Origin of the sequence: Wolbachia endosymbiont (group A) of Volucella inflata, from assembly GCF_947250665.1 — a bacterium.
GTDB lineage: Bacteria > Pseudomonadota > Alphaproteobacteria > Rickettsiales > Anaplasmataceae > Wolbachia > Wolbachia pipientis.
This window is the reverse complement of the sequence record NZ_OX366338.1, coordinates 562,408-583,419: the sequence shown is the minus strand read 5'-3', so window position 1 is coordinate 583,419 and position 21,012 is coordinate 562,408. Positions and strand designations below refer to the sequence as shown.

General features: G+C 35.0%; 16 protein-coding genes, 1 tRNA gene and 4 pseudogenes. 12 read left to right on the top strand and 9 right to left on the bottom strand.

Annotation, left to right across the window (positions count from 1 at the left end; translation table 11 throughout):
- Positions 1 to 143: 143 nt before the first annotated feature.
- Both OOK85_RS02910 and OOK85_RS02905 read right to left on the bottom strand, forming a co-directional pair.
- Positions 144 to 1,583: a hypothetical protein gene (locus OOK85_RS02910; protein ID WP_264702618.1), complete on the bottom strand. Its 1,440-nt coding sequence runs from the start codon at positions 1,581 to 1,583 to the stop codon at positions 144 to 146.
- Between the two features lie 397 nt (positions 1,584 to 1,980).
- The gene (locus OOK85_RS02905; protein WP_264702403.1) at positions 1,981 to 2,733 is read right to left on the bottom strand and encodes an IS5 family transposase; all 753 of its coding nucleotides are present in this window, start codon (positions 2,731 to 2,733) and stop codon (positions 1,981 to 1,983) included.
- Positions 2,734 to 3,524: 791 nt separating this feature from the next.
- Here OOK85_RS02905 and OOK85_RS02900 point away from each other — a divergent pair.
- The 4 genes and pseudogenes from OOK85_RS02900 to OOK85_RS02885 form a co-directional block, all read left to right on the top strand.
- A pseudogene (locus OOK85_RS02900) lies at positions 3,525 to 4,571 on the top strand (reverse transcriptase domain-containing protein); the annotation flags it as partial.
- 102 nt (positions 4,572 to 4,673) lie between these two features.
- Positions 4,674 to 5,363, top strand: a complete 690-nt coding sequence (locus OOK85_RS02895) for a group II intron maturase-specific domain-containing protein (RefSeq protein ID WP_264704148.1) — start codon at positions 4,674 to 4,676, stop codon at positions 5,361 to 5,363.
- A gap of 197 nt (positions 5,364 to 5,560) precedes the next feature.
- A complete protein-coding gene (locus tag OOK85_RS02890; RefSeq protein WP_264702164.1) occupies positions 5,561 to 6,313 on the top strand; it encodes an IS5 family transposase in 753 nt (250 codons plus the stop codon).
- Complete coding sequence (locus OOK85_RS02885; protein ID WP_264703924.1) at positions 6,301 to 6,435, top strand: hypothetical protein; 135 nt, start codon at positions 6,301 to 6,303, stop codon at positions 6,433 to 6,435. Before OOK85_RS02890 ends, OOK85_RS02885 begins: the two co-directional genes overlap by 13 nt.
- Before the next feature lie 314 nt (positions 6,436 to 6,749).
- Here the strand turns inward: OOK85_RS02885 and OOK85_RS02880 are convergent, their stop codons facing one another.
- Both OOK85_RS02880 and OOK85_RS02875 read right to left on the bottom strand, forming a co-directional pair.
- Positions 6,750 to 7,373: a group II intron maturase-specific domain-containing protein gene (locus OOK85_RS02880; RefSeq protein WP_264704146.1), complete on the bottom strand. Its 624-nt coding sequence runs from the start codon at positions 7,371 to 7,373 to the stop codon at positions 6,750 to 6,752.
- Between the two features lie 168 nt (positions 7,374 to 7,541).
- A pseudogene (locus OOK85_RS02875) lies at positions 7,542 to 8,507 on the bottom strand (reverse transcriptase domain-containing protein); the annotation flags it as partial.
- A gap of 770 nt (positions 8,508 to 9,277) precedes the next feature.
- Between OOK85_RS02875 and OOK85_RS02870 the strand changes: the two are divergent.
- The 4 genes from OOK85_RS02870 (at position 9,278) to OOK85_RS02855 (ending at position 12,697) form a co-directional block, all read left to right on the top strand.
- Positions 9,278 to 10,264 carry a tyrosine recombinase gene (locus OOK85_RS02870; protein ID WP_264703922.1) on the top strand — a complete coding sequence of 329 codons (987 nt, stop codon included), beginning with the start codon at positions 9,278 to 9,280 and terminating at the stop codon, positions 10,262 to 10,264.
- Between the two features lie 55 nt (positions 10,265 to 10,319).
- Positions 10,320 to 11,045, top strand: a complete 726-nt coding sequence (locus OOK85_RS02865) for a lysophospholipid acyltransferase family protein (RefSeq protein ID WP_182319746.1) — start codon at positions 10,320 to 10,322, stop codon at positions 11,043 to 11,045.
- 51 nt (positions 11,046 to 11,096) lie between these two features.
- Positions 11,097 to 11,366, top strand: coding sequence for a 30S ribosomal protein S20 (rpsT, locus tag OOK85_RS02860; protein WP_264703919.1), 270 nt, complete (start codon positions 11,097 to 11,099; stop codon positions 11,364 to 11,366).
- Positions 11,367 to 11,446: 80 nt separating this feature from the next.
- Positions 11,447 to 12,697 (top strand): citrate synthase, encoded by a 1,251-nt coding sequence (locus tag OOK85_RS02855; protein ID WP_264704144.1) that lies wholly within the window; start codon positions 11,447 to 11,449, stop codon positions 12,695 to 12,697.
- A gap of 189 nt (positions 12,698 to 12,886) precedes the next feature.
- Here OOK85_RS02855 and OOK85_RS02850 read toward each other — a convergent pair.
- Positions 12,887 to 13,360, bottom strand: a pseudogene (locus OOK85_RS02850) (IS4-like element ISWosp8 family transposase); the annotation flags it as partial.
- A gap of 79 nt (positions 13,361 to 13,439) precedes the next feature.
- Between OOK85_RS02850 and OOK85_RS02845 the strand changes: the two are divergent.
- A complete protein-coding gene (locus OOK85_RS02845) occupies positions 13,440 to 14,192 on the top strand; it encodes an IS5 family transposase (RefSeq protein ID WP_264702253.1) in 753 nt (250 codons plus the stop codon).
- A gap of 228 nt (positions 14,193 to 14,420) precedes the next feature.
- Here OOK85_RS02845 and OOK85_RS02840 read toward each other — a convergent pair.
- The 3 genes and pseudogenes from OOK85_RS02840 to OOK85_RS02830 all read right to left on the bottom strand — a co-directional run.
- Positions 14,421 to 15,502, bottom strand: a pseudogene (locus OOK85_RS02840) (IS110 family RNA-guided transposase); the annotation flags it as partial.
- A gap of 737 nt (positions 15,503 to 16,239) precedes the next feature.
- Positions 16,240 to 16,701 (bottom strand): hypothetical protein, encoded by a 462-nt coding sequence (locus OOK85_RS02835; RefSeq protein ID WP_264703917.1) that lies wholly within the window; start codon positions 16,699 to 16,701, stop codon positions 16,240 to 16,242.
- 116 nt (positions 16,702 to 16,817) lie between these two features.
- Positions 16,818 to 18,269, bottom strand: coding sequence for a replicative DNA helicase (locus tag OOK85_RS02830; protein ID WP_264703915.1), 1,452 nt, complete (start codon positions 18,267 to 18,269; stop codon positions 16,818 to 16,820).
- Positions 18,270 to 18,383: 114 nt separating this feature from the next.
- Here OOK85_RS02830 and OOK85_RS02825 point away from each other — a divergent pair.
- The 3 genes from OOK85_RS02825 to radC all read left to right on the top strand — a co-directional run bounded on the left by OOK85_RS02825 (position 18,384) and on the right by radC (position 20,175).
- Positions 18,384 to 18,466: transfer RNA gene (locus OOK85_RS02825), tRNA-Leu, on the top strand.
- A gap of 24 nt (positions 18,467 to 18,490) precedes the next feature.
- Positions 18,491 to 19,087: an RDD family protein gene (locus OOK85_RS02820; RefSeq protein ID WP_264703914.1), complete on the top strand. Its 597-nt coding sequence runs from the start codon at positions 18,491 to 18,493 to the stop codon at positions 19,085 to 19,087.
- A gap of 347 nt (positions 19,088 to 19,434) precedes the next feature.
- Complete coding sequence (radC, locus tag OOK85_RS02815; RefSeq protein WP_264703912.1) at positions 19,435 to 20,175, top strand: RadC family protein; 741 nt, start codon at positions 19,435 to 19,437, stop codon at positions 20,173 to 20,175.
- 76 nt (positions 20,176 to 20,251) lie between these two features.
- Here radC and OOK85_RS02810 read toward each other — a convergent pair whose 3' ends face one another.
- Complete coding sequence (locus OOK85_RS02810) at positions 20,252 to 21,004, bottom strand: IS5 family transposase (RefSeq protein WP_264702164.1); 753 nt, start codon at positions 21,002 to 21,004, stop codon at positions 20,252 to 20,254.
- Positions 21,005 to 21,012 lie beyond the last annotated feature (8 nt).

Sequence of the window (21,012 nt, the reverse complement as noted above, 5' to 3'; positions counted from 1 at the left end):
AAGCTAAGATACATGATATATTGTATGCGATATGTAACATTAAGTCAATAACCATAATCTTTTTACTACTCATATGATTAAGCTTTTGTTAAGCTTTTATGGTAAGCAATATAAGATCTTTAGACAATCAAGCAGTATAGCATTTACCCTACAGTACGGCTTGTTGTCTGTTTTGAATTTGTTACTATCTCACACCAACTATTTTTTTTCTTTTCATTAGATAAGGTAATTTTTTCAGAAGATTGACGTAGTGTTTCATGTTTTTCAAAATATCCTCGTTTAATCGCATCATGTACTGAATATCCACCAAGTAAGCAATTTTCTCCTATTTCTTCCTTATCTTTTAATTGATCAAGTTTCTTCTTATCATCGTCACTTATCTTTACTTCAATTGTATTGTTGTCTTTATCACTAGAACGTAGATGAATACTAATCTTTCCTACTTCAGTAGTAAAAGACATTTCAATGCCACCTTCTAAAACGTCTGTATAATTTCTTTTTCCTCCTACATTTTCAACTCTTACTATACTCTTTCCAACATGAAATATATGATGTCTAAAACTTAAATCTTTCACTTTTGGATTATTTATAACTTTTGCAACCTCAACAGTGCTATCTTGCGAATATTTTACATAAAAATATCCATTATCCATTTCTACGTGTAAAGCTTTGCCTTGGGCACTACTGTTTATAATACCTTCATCTGCTACACTTTTTAGCTTGTTATCGATTTCTTCACGTTCTGCAAAAATCTCATAACTGAACCCATAAGTTGCATACAATAACTTATCATCATAAAAGGAACTGCATTTTACTCTTCCACCTTTTAATAGTAAATTACTCATGATATTGCGTATAATACCTATATTTTTGTCATCTGATACACCCTCGTAGGCAGGAATATCTCTTATTCCCTTAGAAACTAAACTTGTTATAGTCTCACTATCGTCTGATAAACTCTCATAAGGTGGTAATCCCTTATGCTGTCGTATTCTATCAGGGATATTTCTTATTTCCTTAAAAATTAAACTTGTTATAGTATACTTATCATCGTTATATTTTGAATTGAGTCTTATCCCTTTTTGCAAATATTTATTTGTTATGCACTCTATACGCTCTAAAGCAGTGTTTGTAAAATTTTCATGCTTATCCCTATAACCTTGATCATTTTTTGCTACTACATCTTTTAACTCTTTACAAAATTCATCAATTAGACTTCTCTCACTTTCAGTCAGTGGTAGATCTAGCTTAATTAAAGCAGAGTCTCTTGGACTAATAGGGTAATTTTTCCAATATAAATCACTATCATCAGTTTCACTCTGATACGACAATGTATGTTTTACACATGTGTCAACAGCCTCCCTAGTTTCATGTCTCTGATCAAGGTCATAACATTCCGAACGATTACTTATTCCTTGAACAAACAAACTATAATCATCTAAATCTGTTATGTCATCTTCAGGCGTTGTTCCCTCATTGCTATTACGCTCAATTTTTGAATGCCATGGCTCAGTATTTAATTCCTCTCCTAGCTTTTGTTCACTGATAGATTCTACAACATATTTTACTGACTCTGTACCCATACTACCTCCTAGCCTAGATATAGAATATATTATGTACAATATATAATATTAGTCAAGCTAATTTCAACATAATATTTTTACTACTCATATTTTTGTTAAGTTTTTATGGTGAGTACTACTACTAGGTTAAAAGTTGTTTATTACTGGAAGTTTTAGCCAATTTTACTATAGATCAACAAAATTGAGAACACCAGCTATATTTAATATATAGGAATATGATGGATTATGCTTTATAAGAAGTGCAAAAACTGCTCAAGCTTATACAGTAACCTGCGGAGCCACTTCAGCAGAATAAACAAACATATGCCACTATTAGTAGAGAATTATTTATAAGTCAACTAACTTTTTCAAAAAATACTTTAGTAAAAGTACCATGCTAGGCTCTGTGGACAAAATTTTAGAGAAGCCATACAAGAGCTCCAACAAAATTGAGAAAACCCATAAAAACCTCAGCAGTTTTATCAAATCTGGAAAAAATGCGCCTAAAATTTTTAATTTTACCAAAAAAACACTCAATCAAATGACGTTCTTTGTAGATATGCTCATCGTAATACCTTTGCACTTTTCGATTCCGTTTTGGCGGAATAACTACTGTACATCCCTTGTCTTCAAGACTTGTAACAAAGGCATTGCTATCGTAGCCCTTGTCAGCTACTACAGTAGAGTTATAGATACTTTCGGTCAACACTTGTGCCTGCGTAATTTCATTTCTTTGACCAGGAGTCAGAGTAAATTTAAGTGGATTTCCAAGTGCATCGACAAGCGCATGTATTTTAGTTGTAAAGCCACCTTTGCTCCTCCCTAAAGCTTCTTGATCCTTGGAGTTTTTTATATATCCAGATGAACATGGATGGGCTCGGATGATCGTACCGTCGATTATAGCAACTTCTAAATCAGGCTCTTGTTTAGTATATTCAAGCAATTTTTTCCAGACATCTCTTTCACACCATCTTTTAAATCGCTTATGTATACTCCTGTAATTACCATAAGTTTTTGGTAAAAGTCTCCATTGGCAACCACTTCGCACTATGTACCACACTGCCTCTATGAATATTCTTAAACGTTTTTCATCTTTGCTGTGCATTCCTTTTACGCTTTTTATGAACTCTAAAATTTGTTTCCAATTTTCCTCTTTGATGTAATATTGCATATGGTAGTTTCTCCATTTTTTACCTATTAGGCTAAACTACCATCTTTTTCTCTCTTTTCATATTTTTTGTCCACAGAGCCTAGTTAGTGTTATAAAGAATTCAATTGTTTACTCTTTCAAAAAAGATCGTATATTTTTGAGAACAAGTTGCGTAAAAATAGGGTTGTAAAAATAGAAATTTGAAATCTTTGCAATAAAGTTAGGCAAATCAGTTCATATATAAATTTAGCAAAAGTAAAGCAATATAGCTGATTTTAGCGTATAGCAGAATCACCATATAAAAAAGTTCGAACGTATTGGTTGGTAGTCCAACGCATTCCAAAAAAACTTGTTCTCGTGCGACCCGAAAGTCATGAAATCGTGATGGTTAAATTCCATCTGCCCTAACATCGGGTTGAAAGCATAATCCACACTTTAAGAAAGTGGCGATTTTCTAGGGTGCAAGCATGGATTAAAAAGGGGTAATATTAAACTTTGTAATAAATCCCCCCTAAGAAAGTTAGATATGGTTACGAAAGGAACTTATGTCAGAATTGTCGTTATTCGTGATATGCGAAATAAAGTTGATACGCATAAACCAAAAGGTACGGAGGAATGAATAATTGGAATGAGAAGGTCTAATTAAGATGTTTTCAATCTCCCGGCAAATAGTAAGAACCTAAGTCTAACGTGAAACGATTTCATGGAACGGAGTAACCACATGGAAGCTCTTATTATCCTTTGTTTAAAAAGGATAACTAAGAAGGTGGCCCACTGAATGCTTCTATGTGGAGGGATTGTTTAAGAAGCTAATGCCTAAAGTAATATTTGGGATATGCAGACGTAAACACTGTAGTTTGGAAGGTAAAGTTGTGAATAGTAGTGAATATGTTATGAGCCAACAAAATGTTAGGTATGAATGGAATGAAACTCCCTGGCGTAAGCTGGAGAAATCTTCATTTAAGCTACAAAAACGAATTTACCGAGCTTCTAAATGTAATGATATCAAGAAGATGCATAAACTTCAGAGATTATTACTAAAATCAACAAGTGCAAGAATGCTCGCTGTTAGGAGGGTAACTCAGGATAACAGAGGGAAAAAGACTGCAGGTATTGATGGAAAGTCTAATCTTAATAAAAAGGAAAGATTGCTATTAGCAAATTCTTTAAATATAAGAGAGAAGGCAAAGCCATCAAGACGGGTATGGATCCCAAAATCTGATAGGCCATCGGAGTATCGCCCGCTCGGTATTCCTACAATAGCAGATAGAGCAAAGCAAACACTTGTCAAAATGGCACTAGAACCGGAATGGGAAGCAAAGTTTGAGCCTAACACTTACGGTTTTAGATCTGGTAGATCGTGTCATGATGCAATAGCAGCTATATTTATCGCACTTGGTCAGAAAACAGCATTTATATTGGATGCTGATATTTCCGGATGCTTTGATAATATTAAACATTCTGCACTGCTCGAAAAACTTAATACCACACCAACTCTAAAGAGAATTATAAAAGGATGATTGAAAGCAGGCATTATGAAAGATAAAAAGTTTAATCCCACTAAACGTGGCACAATTCAAGGTGGAACAATTTCTCCATTACTTGCATGTGTAGCACTATATGGATTAGAACAAAATATCAAAGAAGAACTTAAGGAAGAACTTTTCCAACATGCGAAAAAGAAATATGGTAGAGTATCTCGCAAACAGGCACAAAATTCAGTTAGTGTAATTACGTACGCCGATGATTTTGTGGTTTTACACGAGAGCGAAGAACTTGTCCTGAAGGCAAAGGTTCTAATTGAAAAATGGCTAAAACCCGTCGGATTAGAATTAAAGTCATCAAAGACAAGAATTGCACATACACTAAAATCCCTAAATGGGGAAAAGCCAGGATTTGATTTTCTTGGATTTTCAATAAGGCATTATCAAACACGTCAAAATAAGAGTGGTTACAAGTTATTGATTAAACCAAGTCGTAAATCTATAAGCCAACACTTGTTATCTATTAAACATAAGCTTAAAGAGTTGCGAGCAGCACCACAAGAAGCTGTAATAAAAGAACTTAATCCAATAATAAGGGGTTGGAGCCAATATTACACCTCGGTAGTCTCAAGTAAAGTCTTTAACTTATTAGACTACTCTATGCATAACAAACTTTGGAAATGGGCTGTCTATAGACACCATGACAAAAGAAGGTGTTGGGTCAAAAGAAAATACTTTAAAAAGTATGGTAGCGACAATTGGAGGTATATGGTAAGTAACAAGCTATATCTTATTAGACATAGGGATCATGCTATTAAACGACATATCAAAGTAAATGGAAATAGGTCTCCGTATGATGGAGATTGGCCATACTGGGGGAATCGTTTAAGTAAACTACCAGGAAAATCATCGCGAGTAATAAAATTACTGAAGTTACAGCAAGGTAAATGTAATTATTGTTATCTTTGGTTTCGGTTTGATGATTTAGCACATGTACATCATCAAGATCGCAATAGACGCAATAATAACATGAAAAATCTATCCTTGCTTCATAAGCACTGCCACGATCAATTACATGGAAGTATGCATGACAAGCACCAAATTAGAGAGAAGCCGGATGATGGGAAACTATCAAGTCCGGTTTTGAAGTCGAGTGGAGAGAGGTGACTTTCTCCACTTAGATAACTCACTAGCTGGTTTTGGGTGCTGAAAGTGGTTGTATTACTTGCGTTTTTAATAATATATACTACTAAACTAACAATAATCCACTTGGAGAAAAACCTAGGCTCTGTGGACAAAAAATATGAAAAGAGAGAAAAAGATGGTAGTTTAGCCTAATAGGTAAAAAATGGAGAAACTACCATATGCAATATTACATCAAAGAGGAAAATTGGAAACAAATTTTAGAGTTCATAAAAAGCGTAAAAGGAATGCACAGCAAAGATGAAAAACGTTTAAGAATATTCATAGAGGCAGTGTGGTACATAGTGCGAAGTGGTTGCCAATGGAGACTTTTACCAAAAACTTATGGTAATTACAGGAGTATACATAAGCGATTTAAAAGATGGTGTGAAAGAGATGTCTGGAAAAAATTGCTTGAATATACTAAACAAGAGCCTGATTTAGAAGTTGCTATAATCGACGGTACGATCATCCGAGGCCATCCATGTTCATCTGGATATACAAAAAACTCCAAGGATCAAGAAGCTTTAGGGAGGAGCAAAGGTGGCTTTACAACTAAAATACATGCGCTTGTCGATGCACTTGGAAATCCACTTAAATTTACTCTGACTCCTGGTCAAAGAAATGAAATTACGCAGGCACAAGTGTTGACCGAAAGTATCTATAACTCTACTGTAGTAGCTGACAAGGGCTACGATAGCAATGCCTTTGTTACAAGTCTTGAAGACAAGGGATGTACAGTAGTTATTCCGCCAAAACGGAATCGAAAAGTGCAAAGGTATTACGATGAGCATATCTACAAAGAACGTCATTTGATTGAGTGTTTTTTTGGTAAAATTAAAAATTTTAGGCGCATTTTTTCCAGATTTGATAAAACTGCTGAGGTTTTTATGGGTTTTCTCAATTTTGTTGGAGCTCTTGTATGGCTTCTCTAAAATTTTGTCCACAGAGCCTAGGGTTTTTATTGCCAAAAATACATTTTTCAATTGAACAAGAATACAAAATTATAAATAAGAGTTGTAATAAGACTAGATTCAAAAAATTTAAAAAAACATAGTTGATCAAGTCTATAAACATCAGTTCAAATCCTGATTTTCTTTACTATATAGTTAAAATTCTTCAATGATTGCTTTTTTATGAAAAATATGTTGCAATCTTAGTTTTATTTGTCAGTATAAAGGTAGTTAGTCGTTCAAGGTCTTTCTTTAGTTGAGTTTTTATTTAGGTAAAAATCAACTGTATATGGGTTTTTGCTATTATTTTAATTCAAGGTAGAGGTTATGAATATGGAAGATTTGCTTTCGAAGATAGGAGATATACTAGGATTTGATGTTACAAAAGAAAATGTCAATGTTATCTAAGTGGAGAAAGTCACCTCTCCCCACTCGACTTCAAAACCGGACTTGATAGTTTCCCATCATCCGGCTTCTCTCTAATTTGGTGCTTGTCATGCATACTTCCATGTAATTGATCGTGGCAGTGCTTATGAAGCAAGGATAGATTTTTCATGTTATTATTGCGTCTATTGCGATCTTGATGATGTACATGTGCTAAATCATCAAACCGAAACCAAAGATAACAATAATTACATTTACCTTGCTGTAACTTCAGTAATTTTATTACTCGCGATGATTTTCCTGGTAGTTTACTTAAACGATTCCCCCAGTATGGCCAATCTCCATCATACGGAGACCTATTTCCATTTACTTTGATATGTCGTTTAATAGCATGATCCCTATGTCTAATAAGATATAGCTTGTTACTTACCATATACCTCCAATTGTCGCTACCATACTTTTTAAAGTATTTTCTTTTGACCCAACACCTTCTTTTGTCATGGTGTCTATAGACAGCCCATTTCCAAAGTTTGTTATGCATAGAGTAGTCTAATAAGTTAAAGACTTTACTTGAGACTACCGAGGTGTAATATTGGCTCCAACCCCTTATTATTGGATTAAGTTCTTTTATTACAGCTTCTTGTGGTGCTGCTCGCAACTCTTTAAGCTTATGTTTAATAGATAACAAGTGTTGGCTTATAGATTTACGACTTGGTTTAATCAATAACTTGTAACCACTCTTATTTTGACGTGTTTGATAATGCCTTATTGAAAATCCAAGAAAATCAAATCCTGGCTTTTCCCCATTTAGGGATTTTAGTGTATGTGCAATTCTTGTCTTTGATGACTTTAATTCTAATCCGACGGGTTTTAGCCATTTTTCAATTAGAACCTTTGCCTTCAGGACAAGTTCTTCGCTCTCGTGTAAAACCACAAAATCATCGGCGTACGTAATTACACTAACTGAATTTTGTGCCTGTTTGCGAGATACTCTACCATATTTCTTTTTCGCATGTTGGAAAAGTTCTTCCTTAAGTTCTTCTTTGATATTTTGTTCTAATCCATATAGTGCTACACATGCAAGTAATGGAGAAATTGTTCCACCTTGAATTGTGCCACGTTTAGTGGGATTAAACTTTTTATCTTTCATAATGCCTGCTTTCAATCATCCTTTTATAATTCTCTTTAGAGTTGGTGTGGTATTAAGTTTTTCGAGCAGTGCAGAATGTTTAATATTATCAAAGCATCCGGAAATATCAGCATCCAATATAAATGCTGTTTTCTGACCAAGTGCGATAAATATAGCTGCTATTGCATCATGACACGATCTACCAGATCTAAAACCGTAAGTGTTAGGCTCAAACTTTGCTTCCCATTCCGGTTCTAGTGCCATTTTGACAAGTGTTTGCTTTGCTCTATCTGCTATTGTAGGAATACCGAGCGGGCGATACTCCGATGGCCTATCAGATTTTGGGATCCATACCCGTCTTGATGGCTTTGCCTTCTCTCTTATATTTAAAGAATTTGCTAATAGCAATCTTTCCTTTTTATTAAGATTAGACTTTCCATCAATACCTGCAGTCTTTTTCCCTCTGTTATCCTGAGTTACCCTCCTAACAGCGAGCATTCTTGCACTTGTTGATTTTAGTAATAATCTCTGAAGTTTATGCATCTTCTTGATATCATTACATTTAGAAGCTCGGTAAATTCGTTTTTGTAGCTTAAATGAAGATTTCTCCAGCTTACGCCAGGGAGTTTCATTCCATTCATACCTAACATTTTGTTGGCTCATAACATATTCACTACTATTCACAACTTTACCTTCCAAACTACAGTGTTTACGTCTGCATATCCCAAATATTACTTTAGGCATTAGCTTCTTAAACAATCCCTCCACATAGAAGCATTCAGTGGGCCACCTTCTTAGTTATCCTTTTTAAACAAAGGATAATAAGAGCTTCCATGTGGTTACTCCGTTCCATGAAATCGTTTCACGTTAGACTTAGGTTCTTACTATTTGCCGGGAGATTGAAAACATCTTAATTAGACCTTCTCATTCCAATTATTCATTCCTCCGTACCTTTTGGTTTATGCGTATCAACTTTATTTCGCATATCACGAATAACGACAATTCTGACATAAGTTCCTTTCGTAACCATATCTAACTTTCTTAGGGGGGATTTATTACAAAGTTTAATATTACCCCTTTTTAATCCATGCTTGCACCCTAGAAAGTCGCCACTTTTCTAAAGTGTGGATTATGCTTTCAACCCGATGTTAAGGCGGATGGAATTTAACCATCACGATTTCACGACTTTCGGATCGCACAAGAAGTATTCTATATTTATAGTAGAGCTCACTTTATAAGGTGTTTTTTATAGATTTAACGTTATAATTTAACTATGATAAGAGTAAGATTAAATTTAAGAAAAAGGTTAAAGCAAAAGTTTGTGATGTTCACTCTATTGATAAATGCCTTATTTGTCTCATATTTTCTCATAAGAAACACAGGGAACACTTCTAATCAAATTATAGCCAAAGAAATAAATATAGGAGCTGATAATGAAAAATAAACAGTCGCAAAATAAAAAAGAAAATCTTTACATAACATATTACATAGATGCTTTAGCTTCAGAGAGGTCCGCTACACAAAATACTCTGGAAAGTTATCGTTCGGATTTACACCAGTTTGAAGAATTTTTATTGGAAAGCGGCACTACCTTGGTTGGTGTAAACAAAACCAATATTAAAGATTATGTGAAATCTTTATGTACACAAAAAAAATATAAAAGTAGCTCTATATCAAGAAAAATATCCGCTATGAAAAATTTTTACAAGTGTCTATTTAATGACGGAATAATAGATTTTAATCCAGCGCCGGCTAATGATGCTGAATTAAAGAATCCAAAAGTTTCTCGTCCTTTGCCTAAGTATTTAAGTGTCGAAGAAATATTTTTGCTAATGGACGCAGTGAGAAAATCAGCAAGCGAATCGAATAAAGAGATAAGCAGTAAAAGGCTATGTGCGATTTTAGATATCCTTTACTCTTCTGGAATGCGTGTTTCTGAACTAATTAGTATGAAATTATGTGAAGTGTCGCATTTAATAAACAGTAATAACAAAGAATGCTATATAATAATAAAAGGAAAAAGTGGTAGAGAGAGGCAAATTCTTTTTAATGAACAAGCATTGCAGAGCCTTAGAAATTATTTATCAGTTCGTGACAATCTGCTCTCTAACAGAAAGGAGTCTGATTGGCTATTCCCAGGTGATAAACCTAATAAACCAATTACAAGGCAGAGGGTCGGTCAATTAATGAAGGAGTTAGCAAGAAAATGCAATATTGATGAAAATAAAATCTCTCCACACGTGATTAGGCATTCTTTTGCTACCCATCTACTAAATAGCGGAGCAAATATTGTGTTGATACAGAAAGTTCTTGGCCATACTAACCTTTCTACAACACAAATATATACTCATATTGCTAACGAAAAGTTAAAGGACAAATTAGCTGATTCGCATCCTATTACTCAGATGATCAATAATTAAATTTATTGTTTTTAATTTGTAATAAAGTTAAATTTAAATAAATTTATGTGAGTTTGTGATTTCAAGTTTATTGTTTAATTTCTTTCTTATATTATGGGAGGTATTCTATACTTTCATTACTCTCCCTGTAATTTTCTTTTCTGAGTGTGTAATAACCATTTTCCTCGTCTGTTCGGTGAGAGTTGTATTATTCATGCTACGTTTATTATGTGGCATTAAATATGAAGTGAGGGGAATGGAAAACATCCCTAAGCAACCTTTTATCATTGCATCTAAACACCAATCTCCATTTGAAACATTTATTTTTATACTACTATTTAGAAAAGCGGTTTTTATTTTAAAACGTGAATTGAAATGGATTCCATTCATTGGTTTGCATCTTATAGCGCTGAAAATGATTTTTATTAACCGTTCAGATGGTATCAGTTCTATACGCCATATAATCAAACTAGCAAAAATGCGTATAAAAGAAAATAGAAGCATAATAATATTTCCTGAAGGTACAAGAACAACTATAAACCAAAATATAAAATATCAACCAGGTATTGCTGCTTTATATAGCGTATTATCTGTTCCTGTGTTACCGGTTGCTTTAAACACTGGTTTGTTTTGGCCAAAAAGCATACTTTCTCTGAGAAAGAATCCCGGAAAGGCAGTAATAGAAATATTGCCCCCAATATATCCTGGGTTAAACAAAAATGAATTCTTGCAAAGTTTAGAAAAAATTATTGAAGAGAGAAGCAGTAGATTAACCATAGAAAAAACTGATATTGCAAATTAACAAAAAAACTTTATAATTAAAAGAAAATTATAGTATTTTAGGTATTAATATATGGCAAATCATAAGAGTGCTAAAAAAATGATAAAGGTAATAGCAAAACGCACTTTAATAAATAAGATGCGGAAAAGTAAAACTCGTACCGCTATTAGAAAATTGGTTGATATAATCAATTCTGGCGACAAAGAAAATGTTGTTCTGGCATTTCGGAATGCTGAATCTAATTTACACAAGTGTGTGAATAAAGGTGTTATTCATAGGAATACTGCTGCGCGTAAAATAAGTCACTTAAATGCAAAAGTAAAAGCATTGATGACCGCTTAATACGGTTAATGTAAAGTTAACTGTATTAATATATACTCCTCAGTTTGTATATTCTGTATAAAATTTAAGTAGCTTAAGTGATGGATAAAAAAGTGCTATTAGAACTAAGTAATGGATTAAAAATCGAGCTACCTGTATTAAGCGGAACAACAGGTCCTGATGTGTTAAATATCAAGGATTTATATAAGATGACAGGATTATTCACTTACGATCCAGGGTTTGTTTCTACAGCTTCATGCTCTTCTACAATTACATTCATTGATGGAGATGAAGGAGTTCTTAAATATAGGGGACATAATATAGCTGATTTGGCAGAGAATAATAATTTTACTGCTGTGATTTATTTATTGCTCTATGGTGAATTACCCAGTTCAGAGCAACACAAAAAATTTCTTCTCAAAATACAAGAATCATCCAAAGTATCAGAGCAAGTTACAAATGTAATTAAAGCATTTCCAAAAACTGCTCACCCTATGTCAATCTTAGTTGCATGTTTTGCAAGTTTGTCAGCATCTTATCATGAAAAGCATGGCAACAATGTCAATGGTGAAGACCTAGATTTTGGAATTTCTGCAATAGCGCAAGTTTCCACAATTATTGCAATGATTTATAGGCATATCAACAATCAGGAATTCATAAATGCTAACAATGAATTAAGTTACAGTGAAAATTTCTTAAAGATGATATTTGGCGATGCTGTTGATAATGATAAAAGCGCCCTTTTTGCAAAAGCTCTGGATAAAATATTTACTCTCCATGCTGATCATGAACAGAATGCTTCTACGGCGGCTGTCAGATTGGTGGGATCGGCTGGTTCTAATCTGTTTGCAAGCCTCTCTGCAGGAGTTGCTACACTTTGGGGACCAGCACATGGTGGAGCTAATGAGGCAGTTATAAATATGCTAAAAGAGATAGAGCAAAGTGGAGATATAGATAAATTCATCGAAAAAGCTAAAGATGATAAAGATCCATTTAAATTGATGGGATTTGGACATCGTGTTTATAAAAATTATGATCCGCGCGCGCGTATATTGAAAGGCGCTTGCCATGAGGTTCTAAGTAAACTAGAACAAAATAATGAACTGCTTAAAATTGCAAAAAAACTTGAAGAAATAGCTTTAAAGGATGAATATTTTATCGTGCGTAAGTTATATCCAAATGTTGATTTTTACTCAGGTATAATAATGAGTGCTATTGATATCCCCTCAAATATGTTCACGCCTATTTTTGCACTTGCAAGAACCACTGGTTGGGTTACTCAGTGGTATGAAATGATAAATGATAAAGAAACTAAGATCTGTAGACCAAGGCAACTCTATTTTGGTAAATAAATTTATTTTCACTTCATTAGACTTCTTGCATAACCCAAACTAAGTAGAAAAAAGGTGTCATCCGAGTAGCTGACACTGGTTCCTTTACGACAGAAGTGTCCAGAGGTGTCATTCCAGTCTGGAATCCAAAAAAAAGGATGGTGTCATTCCGTATCCGTTCAGCCAATGACGTCAACTTAAGAACTTTCATTAGCAAACTCTCCTAAAGACATGATGGCGTTTAGGCTTATCTACTTTATTGCGGCTGTCCCGGTCGGATTTTAACTTTAGCGCGTATACTTAAAAAGGGCTTGAAAGTTTTTTGGCGCAATAAGTACCTGATAGAGTTTCTGCCTCATTACACCAAATAAAACTGAAAAATTTAAACGATACTCAGTAATTTGATCTGGGTTCCAAGGCCCTTGTGCATCACACATATGAAGCGATAATATATTGCACATGACCAAGTTTGCCCAAAATTCTTGTAATACAGCCTCTCCAGAAAAATTCTCTAACTCTGCTCCTACTTTGAGTCGTTTATAGCACTCCTCTATGTGCCACCTTAACACATAAGCTTTGCTCCAAAGTCTCGGTCAAAAACTCTGTTTCTCAGTTGGCTAATGTCAGCACTATAACTCTTACTTTCTGTCCTTTCATTTTATTTTTTAGCTTTTCATTTTCTAGGCTCTGTGGACAAAAAATATGAAAAGAGAGAAAAAGATGGTAGTTTAGCCTAATAGGTAAAAAATGGAGAAACTACCATATGCAATATTACATCAAAGAGGAAAATTGGAAACAAATTTTAGAGTTCATAAAAAGCGTAAAAGGAATGCACAGCAAAGATGAAAAACGTTTAAGAATATTCATAGAGGCAGTGTGGTACATAGTGCGAAGTGGTTGCCAATGGAGACTTTTACCAAAAACTTATGGTAATTACAGGAATATACATAAGCGATTTAAAAGATGGTGTGAAAGAGATGTCTGGAAAAAATTGCTTGAATATACTAAACAAGAGCCTGATTTAGAAGTTGCTATAATCGACGGTACGATCATCCGAGGCCATCCATGTTCATCTGGATATACAAAAAACTCCAAGGATCAAGAAGCTTTAGGGAGGAGCAAAGGTGGCTTTACAACTAAAATACATGCGCTTGTCGATGCACTTGGAAATCCACTTAAATTTACTCTGACTCCTGGTCAAAGAAATGAAATTACGCAGGCACAAGTGTTGACCGAAAGTATCTATAACTCTACTGTAGTAGCTGACAAGGGCTACGATAGCAATGCCTTTGTTACAAGTCTTGAAGACAAGGGATGTACAGTAGTTATTCCGCCAAAACGGAATCGAAAAGTGCAAAGGTATTACGATGAGCATATCTACAAAGAACGTCATTTGATTGAGTGTTTTTTTGGTAAAATTAAAAATTTTAGGCGCATTTTTTCCAGATTTGATAAAACTGCTGAGGTTTTTATGGGTTTTCTCAATTTTGTTGGAGCTCTTGTATGGCTTCTCTAAAATTTTGTCCACAGAGCCTAGTTAATTTAAGATTGTAAACGGGTGCATATATATGTCCCAAGCAACTATTCAAACGTATCGAGAGATAGGGCTAGCGTACCTTGATACCAACGGTTGTAATACCAATTTCCTTTCGGTCGCGCACGCCCGTGATAGCCCTATTCCTAGTGAGCAGGGTTATCTTTCTCTCTTATCTCTTTTATATCACGTTTTTAACTTACAATTTCCTACAGAATGAGCAGCTATTCGCAAAGCATTTGCAGCACGGTTAATGACTTTACGTGTTCTTGTGTTAAACACTTTTTCCCCTGTAACTTTATTAGCAGGACTGAGTCCCAACCACGATGAAAAGTGCTTTTCTGTTGGCCATTTACTATGGTTTATACCAACTTCTGAAATTATGGTTTGTATACTTAATACATCAATCCAGGAATTTTAGTGAAATCCATACCAGTTATTCGGTGCAGTTCCTCATACAAAGTAAAGCTTGGCTTACTTTTGCTATTTTTATTCTTTTGCTTACTTAGCTGTTTGCTTTCACAAGACTTTGTTTCAAACGTTTTGTAATAGGCTTCAATATTTCTATCACATTCTGCTATTTTTTCTTGATAAATATTATATAGTTCAAATTCTTGCTTTAGCGTGAATAAGTGTTCCTCTCTATAGTCACCAGCTAACGCTTTTGCAATAGTAGACTGATCATTTTTCATTCGCACGTCCCTGAATTCTGCCAATTTTTCAGAATCTCTTTCGCCTTCAATTATAGCTTCAATGATTTTCATACCAGTTATCCCAGTAATATGACTAATAACCTTGTGTAATTGTATATTCATTTGAATTAATGCCTTCTGCATACGCAGAATATGTGTAGATGCACTTTCAGTGAGATTTTTGCGTTGCCGCACGTAACTGCGCAATACACACATCTGATTATCTGGCCTAAACGATCTATGAAGCAGTCCGTAGCTATGCAGTTGTTGGAGCCACTGGCAATCTTGAACGTCAGACTTCCTACCAGGTACATTCTTTACATGCCGTGCATTTACCAATCTTACCTCGAATTTGTATGACTCAAGTATTTGAAATAAAGGAATCCAATATACTCCTGTTGATTCCATAGCTACTGTTGTAACTTTACACTTTTTCAACCACTGTGCTAAGTTATGAAGGTCTTCAGTAAAGCAGCCAAATTTCTGAACGCGTTGTTCATCTCTTCCTTCAGGTACACACACATAGTGTACAGCTGAACCAATGTCTATTCCTGCTGCATTAGGATTCACTATTTCTAATTTACTTTTTGCTTTTTTCATGGTAACTCCTACATATAATTTGTAATAGGGAAACGCTTCAGCTTGGAACGGTTGATAGTACAATCTCCTAACCGAGGTAGTCTAAATGACTCCATCAATGATTTGACCGTTCCTTCCAAAACCATCCTTGCATACGGGCACTTAGGCACCATTGAAAATGTCGGTCATAACTGCAAAGGCGCTCCCTGTACAACTATACTTGAAAACTACTAAAAACTTAAATTTGTGTGTTTCTTTCTGATTTGACAGATTTCGTCTGTTCGATGCTTGCATACTAGTTTTAGATCCATCTTCACACTTAAACTGCTCTTCCAGAATAGAAACCTTAGTACCATAAAGCCTACTGTACAAGCTGCTTCCAACGCTGTTAAGTGCTCCTTTTGTATACTCAACTGATGTATCATAAAAATTTTTTAATTTATTTCCAGCATTATTAAATTTCCCTTTTACATACTCAACTGATGTGCCATAAGCATTTTTCGCACTACCTACGATATTTTTTAAGTCATTCGCAACATCACTACAGCGCCGCTTAACAATACCAGGAATGCGCCCACTATTGTACGCTTCTGCTACAGATGTAAATACTTCTTTGATATCCTTTGCTTGCGGAACAAAAGCATTTCCTCGTTTAAGTTCTTCTATTTCTTTTTCTTTCTCAGGTAGTTGAGTATTTTTCTCAGAAGTTTTTTGCTCTTGAGCTTGTACTCCGACCTCTTTCCTAGTAAGCTGCTGGTTTACGCTACCAATTTTACCGCATTATCTGGCTGAGAAGCATTAATCCTTCTGGTTGCAGCCAACTCATTTTTCATTCTAAAAATCTCCCGATCTTTCTCAGAAATAGTTTTATCTTTATCTTCTATCTCTTTTGCTTGATTAGCCAGTTGAGTATTTTTTTCGGATATTTCTTTTACTTTCTCAGAAATTATTTTACCTTTAGCTTCTACTTTACTTTTTTCATCAGAAAGCTGAGCTTCCTTCTCAGAAATTGTTTTGTTCTTACTAATTGCTTTATACGAAAGTGCAATAGTTACAACAGAAAACACAGCATAACCAATAATAAATGGCAAGCCAACACTTAATGCTGCAACTGGAGCTAAGAAACCAATATAAGGAGCTGCAGCAAACACTCCAGATGCTAATAAAGTGAAAGTAGCCAGAGTTCCAGCTATATAATAGGGTACATTGTTTTTATTCATCATCTCACGTATTATAAAATATAATACCATTATAAAAGGATTTTTAAGAAGTTGTCAAGCTATCTTTACATAAAAAAATAATTGATAAACTTGGGAACAAGAAGATTGCTGCCAAGCTATGAACTATGCCTTTCCGTGTAATCTTTAAATGCACCTCTGTTAGAGTCAAAATATAGCTTCACACTGCCAATTGGTCCATTTCTCTGCTTTGCAATAATGAGCTCTGCAATGTTTCTAATTTTTTCCATTTTCTCTTGCCATTCCCGATGTTTATTGTTTCCTTCATTTGGCTGTTTTCTTAGTTCATAATACTCTTCTCTATAGAGAAACATTACTATATCTGCGTCTTGCTCTATGCTCCCTGAATCACGTAAATCAGAAAGTTGTGGTTTTTTATCATCCCTCTGCTCAACAGAACGAGAGAGCTGAGATAGTGCAACAATGGGAATATTTAGCTCCTTTGCAATTGCTTTCAAACCCTGCGTCACTTCCGAGATTTCTTGCACTCTATTTTCATTACTCCTTTTTGTTGTTCCTCTGATTAGCTGCAAATAATCAATGAATACCACTTCTACATTATATAATTGATACAGCAAGCGTATTCTGGTGCGAAGGGCACTAATTGATAGCGCAGGGGTGTCATCTATGATGAAAGGCAGTTCAGATAATTCTGTACTAGTATTGATAAATTCATGCAATTCAAAATCACTAATTCTCCCGGTTAATGACTTATAATAACTAATCCCTGAATCTATAGTGATCAGCCTTGCAGTTAATTGCTCTGCTGACATTTCAAGCGAGAAAAACGCTACATAGTGTTGCTTATCTGCTCTTTTTTGCAACATCTTACAAGCATTAAGTGCGATGTTTAGCGCCAATGCTGTTTTTCCCATAGAAGGCCTTGCAGCTAAAATTAATAAATCAGATTTTTGTAGACCACCAAGAAGCTGATTTAGATCTTGAAGTCCGGTTGTAACGCCTAGCGCTTCTGGATTATTTTTCAGTGTGCTGATCTTCTCAACTACATCTTTAATTGAACTTGCAAGTTTTATATATGTTTTCTCACCTTGTTTTTTTACTGCCAAATTGAACAATTTTGTCATTGCTTGTTCAATTTGCGCCTGTGCAGGACTTTCAATATCGTAGTTGTAGCTATCACCAACTATTTCTTGCCCGAGCTTAATTAAACATCTCCTTAAGTAAGTATCACGGATTATTCTAGTCAAACTATAGATATCAAGCGCAATACTTGCCTTCGCTGCAAGCTTTGCTAAGTACTCTACCCCACCACATTCGGTAAACGCTTGGTCGTTCTCAAAAAACATTTTGAGGCTTAGTTCATTGGCAACTATGCCGTGTTTCCTGGTTTTGGATATTTGCGTAAAGATACTCTGATGTAATGGATCATAGAAATTCTCTGCCGTAATTGTATCTTCAACTGCATCACAGATTCTATTATCACGAATCATTGCACCAATAAGCATCTGTTCAGCTTCTAGATTATGCGGTAATTTACATATTTCCTTGTCTACACTTCTTGAACCCAAGAGACTAGCTAATTCATTCATTTTAAGTTTTGAGAGTAACTGTTGATTATTGTAGAATATTTAGTCCTCATTTGAAAGATGTAAAGGCAAAAAAATTTGACTAATTCCGTGTTGCCTATAGCATTAAAACTTAATGCCCCTGTGGTGGAATGGTAGACACGGCAGACTCAAAATCTGTTGCTTGCAAAAGCATGCTGGTTCAAGTCCGGCCAGGGGCACATTAAATATTGGAAAGCGTATATATGTTACATAAATTTTTTGATCGTTTATTTTCTATTTTTTCTTCTATAAATGTTATTCAAAAGGTAAAGAAAGACGAAAATGGAATATGTTATGTAACGGGCCTCAGGCGCTATATATCAGTATTGCTTGATTTGATTATTATCGTTTTGTTCTTGCAGTTTTGCAGCCAAGCCTTTAATCAGCTCTTTATGAACTCAGAGGATAGCAAAATATTAAGTCAAATTGCTGCAAAATCCCCAATGCAAGCACCACTGTCTGCGGAAGAAAAGACAACGCAGAGTAGACTTATAAAATTACTAATCCTAAATCAAATAGTCCAGTTTATTATGCTCTTTTGCTATGTAATATATATGTGGGTAAAGTTTGCTACTACACCTGGAAAACTATTATTTGGGCTTAGAGTTGTGGATGCACAAACCTTCGGAAAAATGACTTTAAGGCAAGCAACCAAGAGATTTTTTTCCCTCATACTATCAGTTGCACCATTATTCTTGGGCTTTTTATGGTCAAAGTTCAACAAACGCTGTCAAACTTGGCACGATAAGATCGCAGGCACAGTGGTTGTCACGAGTAAAAGCCTTAGAAGGCAGAGCTAAAAACTACTTGACACCCTTCGCCAGCCCCTTTATCATGATACTGAAGGTATTCATTTATCTTCAATCTGTGCAGATTAAACGACAACAGTATTACGTATTGGCGTCTTATTTTTAATTTTTTGCACTATGTGCACGCACTGGGATGACACCTCTGGGCACTGCCGTCGTAAAGGAACCAGTGTCAGCTACTCGGATGACAAAGGAGGACAGTGTCTCAGCTACTTTCATGACACCATTTGCTGTCTTTAAAAATGAATGTTCTTACAATTGTGCGTCATGCGCTTTATTAAATATTTTACTTAAAAATCTAATTTCTTATTATACAAGAGATAAGCAATTCATTGATGATGAAAAATTACAAAAAGGGGCATAGAAAGCGCCTAAGAGAGAAAATTATTTTAGATAATGGACAATCATTACTTGATTATGAAGTTTTAGAGCACATTTTATATTCAGCATATAGTAGAATTGATGTAAAACCGGTGGCAAAGAGTTTGATAGAAAGTTTTGGCAGCTTAAATAAAGTTTTTAATGCTGACCTGGAAGCGCTGCAAAACGTTGATGGTGTCAGCAATGCAGCGATATCTGCCATCTTTTGTGTAAAACAAGCCTTTGTTCGTTCTGCAAGAGAAGAAATAAAAAACCTGCCTGTAATCGATAACTGGGAAAAATTGCTTGATTATTTAAGAATAAGTACAGGAAGCCTCAATAAGGAAAATTTTCGCGTCATCTATATGAATAAAAAGTATCGTCTAATAGCGGAAGACCTGCAAAATATTGGTACAGTAGATCAAACTCCTCTTTATGTCAGAGAGATCATCAAGCGCGCACTTTTGATTGGTTCAACATCCATTGTAATATCTCACAATCATCCAAGCGGAGATACACAACCTTCAAATAGCGATATATCTCTCACTAGACAACTAGCAGAAGCTTGCCAAAGTATAGGAATAGAATTAATAGATCACATTATTATTACATTCAGTAGCTATTTTAGTTTCAAGGAAATAGGTTGTTGTGAAAGCCTTTATAGCTACAGTAACTTAGATTTACCGACAATCGTCATTCCGCTACGTGTTAGCGGCTAAGAGATACCGTGACGGGATGACGGTTCGCGGTGGTATGACGTAGTAGCTATTTCTCCTAGGCTCTGTGGACAAAATTTTAGAGAAGCCATACAAGAGCTCCAACAAAATTGAGAAAACCCATAAAAACCTCAGCAGTTTTATCAAATCTGGAAAAAATGCGCCTAAAATTTTTAATTTTACCAAAAAAACACTCAATCAAATGACGTTCTTTGTAGATATGCTCATCGTAATACCTTTGCACTTTTCGATTCCGTTTTGGCGGAATAACTACTGTACATCCCTTGTCTTCAAGACTTGTAACAAAGGCATTGCTATCGTAGCCCTTGTCAGCTACTACAGTAGAGTTATAGATACTTTCGGTCAACACTTGTGCCTGCGTAATTTCATTTCTTTGACCAGGAGTCAGAGTAAATTTAAGTGGATTTCCAAGTGCATCGACAAGCGCATGTATTTTAGTTGTAAAGCCACCTTTGCTCCTCCCTAAAGCTTCTTGATCCTTGGAGTTTTTTGTATATCCAGATGAACATGGATGGCCTCGGATGATCGTACCGTCGATTATAGCAACTTCTAAATCAGGCTCTTGTTTAGTATATTCAAGCAATTTTTTCCAGACATCTCTTTCACACCATCTTTTAAATCGCTTATGTATACTCCTGTAATTACCATAAGTTTTTGGTAAAAGTCTCCATTGGCAACCACTTCGCACTATGTACCACACTGCCTCTATGAATATTCTTAAACGTTTTTCATCTTTGCTGTGCATTCCTTTTACGCTTTTTATGAACTCTAAAATTTGTTTCCAATTTTCCTCTTTGATGTAATATTGCATATGGTAGT

What these genes read in the sequence shown, in the direction of transcription:
- OOK85_RS02910 (WP_264702618.1), bottom strand. Translation starts at nt 1,583, where the DNA reads ATGGGTACAGAGTCAGTAAAATATGTTGTAGAATCTATCAGTGAACAA.
- OOK85_RS02905 (WP_264702403.1), bottom strand. Translation starts at nt 2,733, where the DNA reads ATGCAATATTACATCAAAGAGGAAAATTGGAAACAAATTTTAGAGTTC.
- OOK85_RS02890 (WP_264702164.1), top strand. Translation starts at nt 5,561, where the DNA reads ATGCAATATTACATCAAAGAGGAAAATTGGAAACAAATTTTAGAGTTC.
- OOK85_RS02885 (WP_264703924.1), top strand. Translation starts at nt 6,301, where the DNA reads ATGGCTTCTCTAAAATTTTGTCCACAGAGCCTAGGGTTTTTATTGCCA.
- OOK85_RS02870 (WP_264703922.1), top strand. Translation starts at nt 9,278, where the DNA reads ATGAAAAATAAACAGTCGCAAAATAAAAAAGAAAATCTTTACATAACA.
- rpsT (WP_264703919.1), top strand. Translation starts at nt 11,097, where the DNA reads ATGGCAAATCATAAGAGTGCTAAAAAAATGATAAAGGTAATAGCAAAA.
- OOK85_RS02855 (WP_264704144.1), top strand. Translation starts at nt 11,447, where the DNA reads ATGGATAAAAAAGTGCTATTAGAACTAAGTAATGGATTAAAAATCGAG.
- OOK85_RS02845 (WP_264702253.1), top strand. Translation starts at nt 13,440, where the DNA reads ATGCAATATTACATCAAAGAGGAAAATTGGAAACAAATTTTAGAGTTC.
- OOK85_RS02835 (WP_264703917.1), bottom strand. Translation starts at nt 16,701, where the DNA reads ATGAATAAAAACAATGTACCCTATTATATAGCTGGAACTCTGGCTACT.
- OOK85_RS02830 (WP_264703915.1), bottom strand. Translation starts at nt 18,269, where the DNA reads ATGAATGAATTAGCTAGTCTCTTGGGTTCAAGAAGTGTAGACAAGGAA.
- OOK85_RS02820 (WP_264703914.1), top strand. Translation starts at nt 18,491, where the DNA reads ATGTTACATAAATTTTTTGATCGTTTATTTTCTATTTTTTCTTCTATA.
- radC (WP_264703912.1), top strand. Translation starts at nt 19,435, where the DNA reads ATGAAAAATTACAAAAAGGGGCATAGAAAGCGCCTAAGAGAGAAAATT.
- OOK85_RS02810 (WP_264702164.1), bottom strand. Translation starts at nt 21,004, where the DNA reads ATGCAATATTACATCAAAGAGGAAAATTGGAAACAAATTTTAGAGTTC.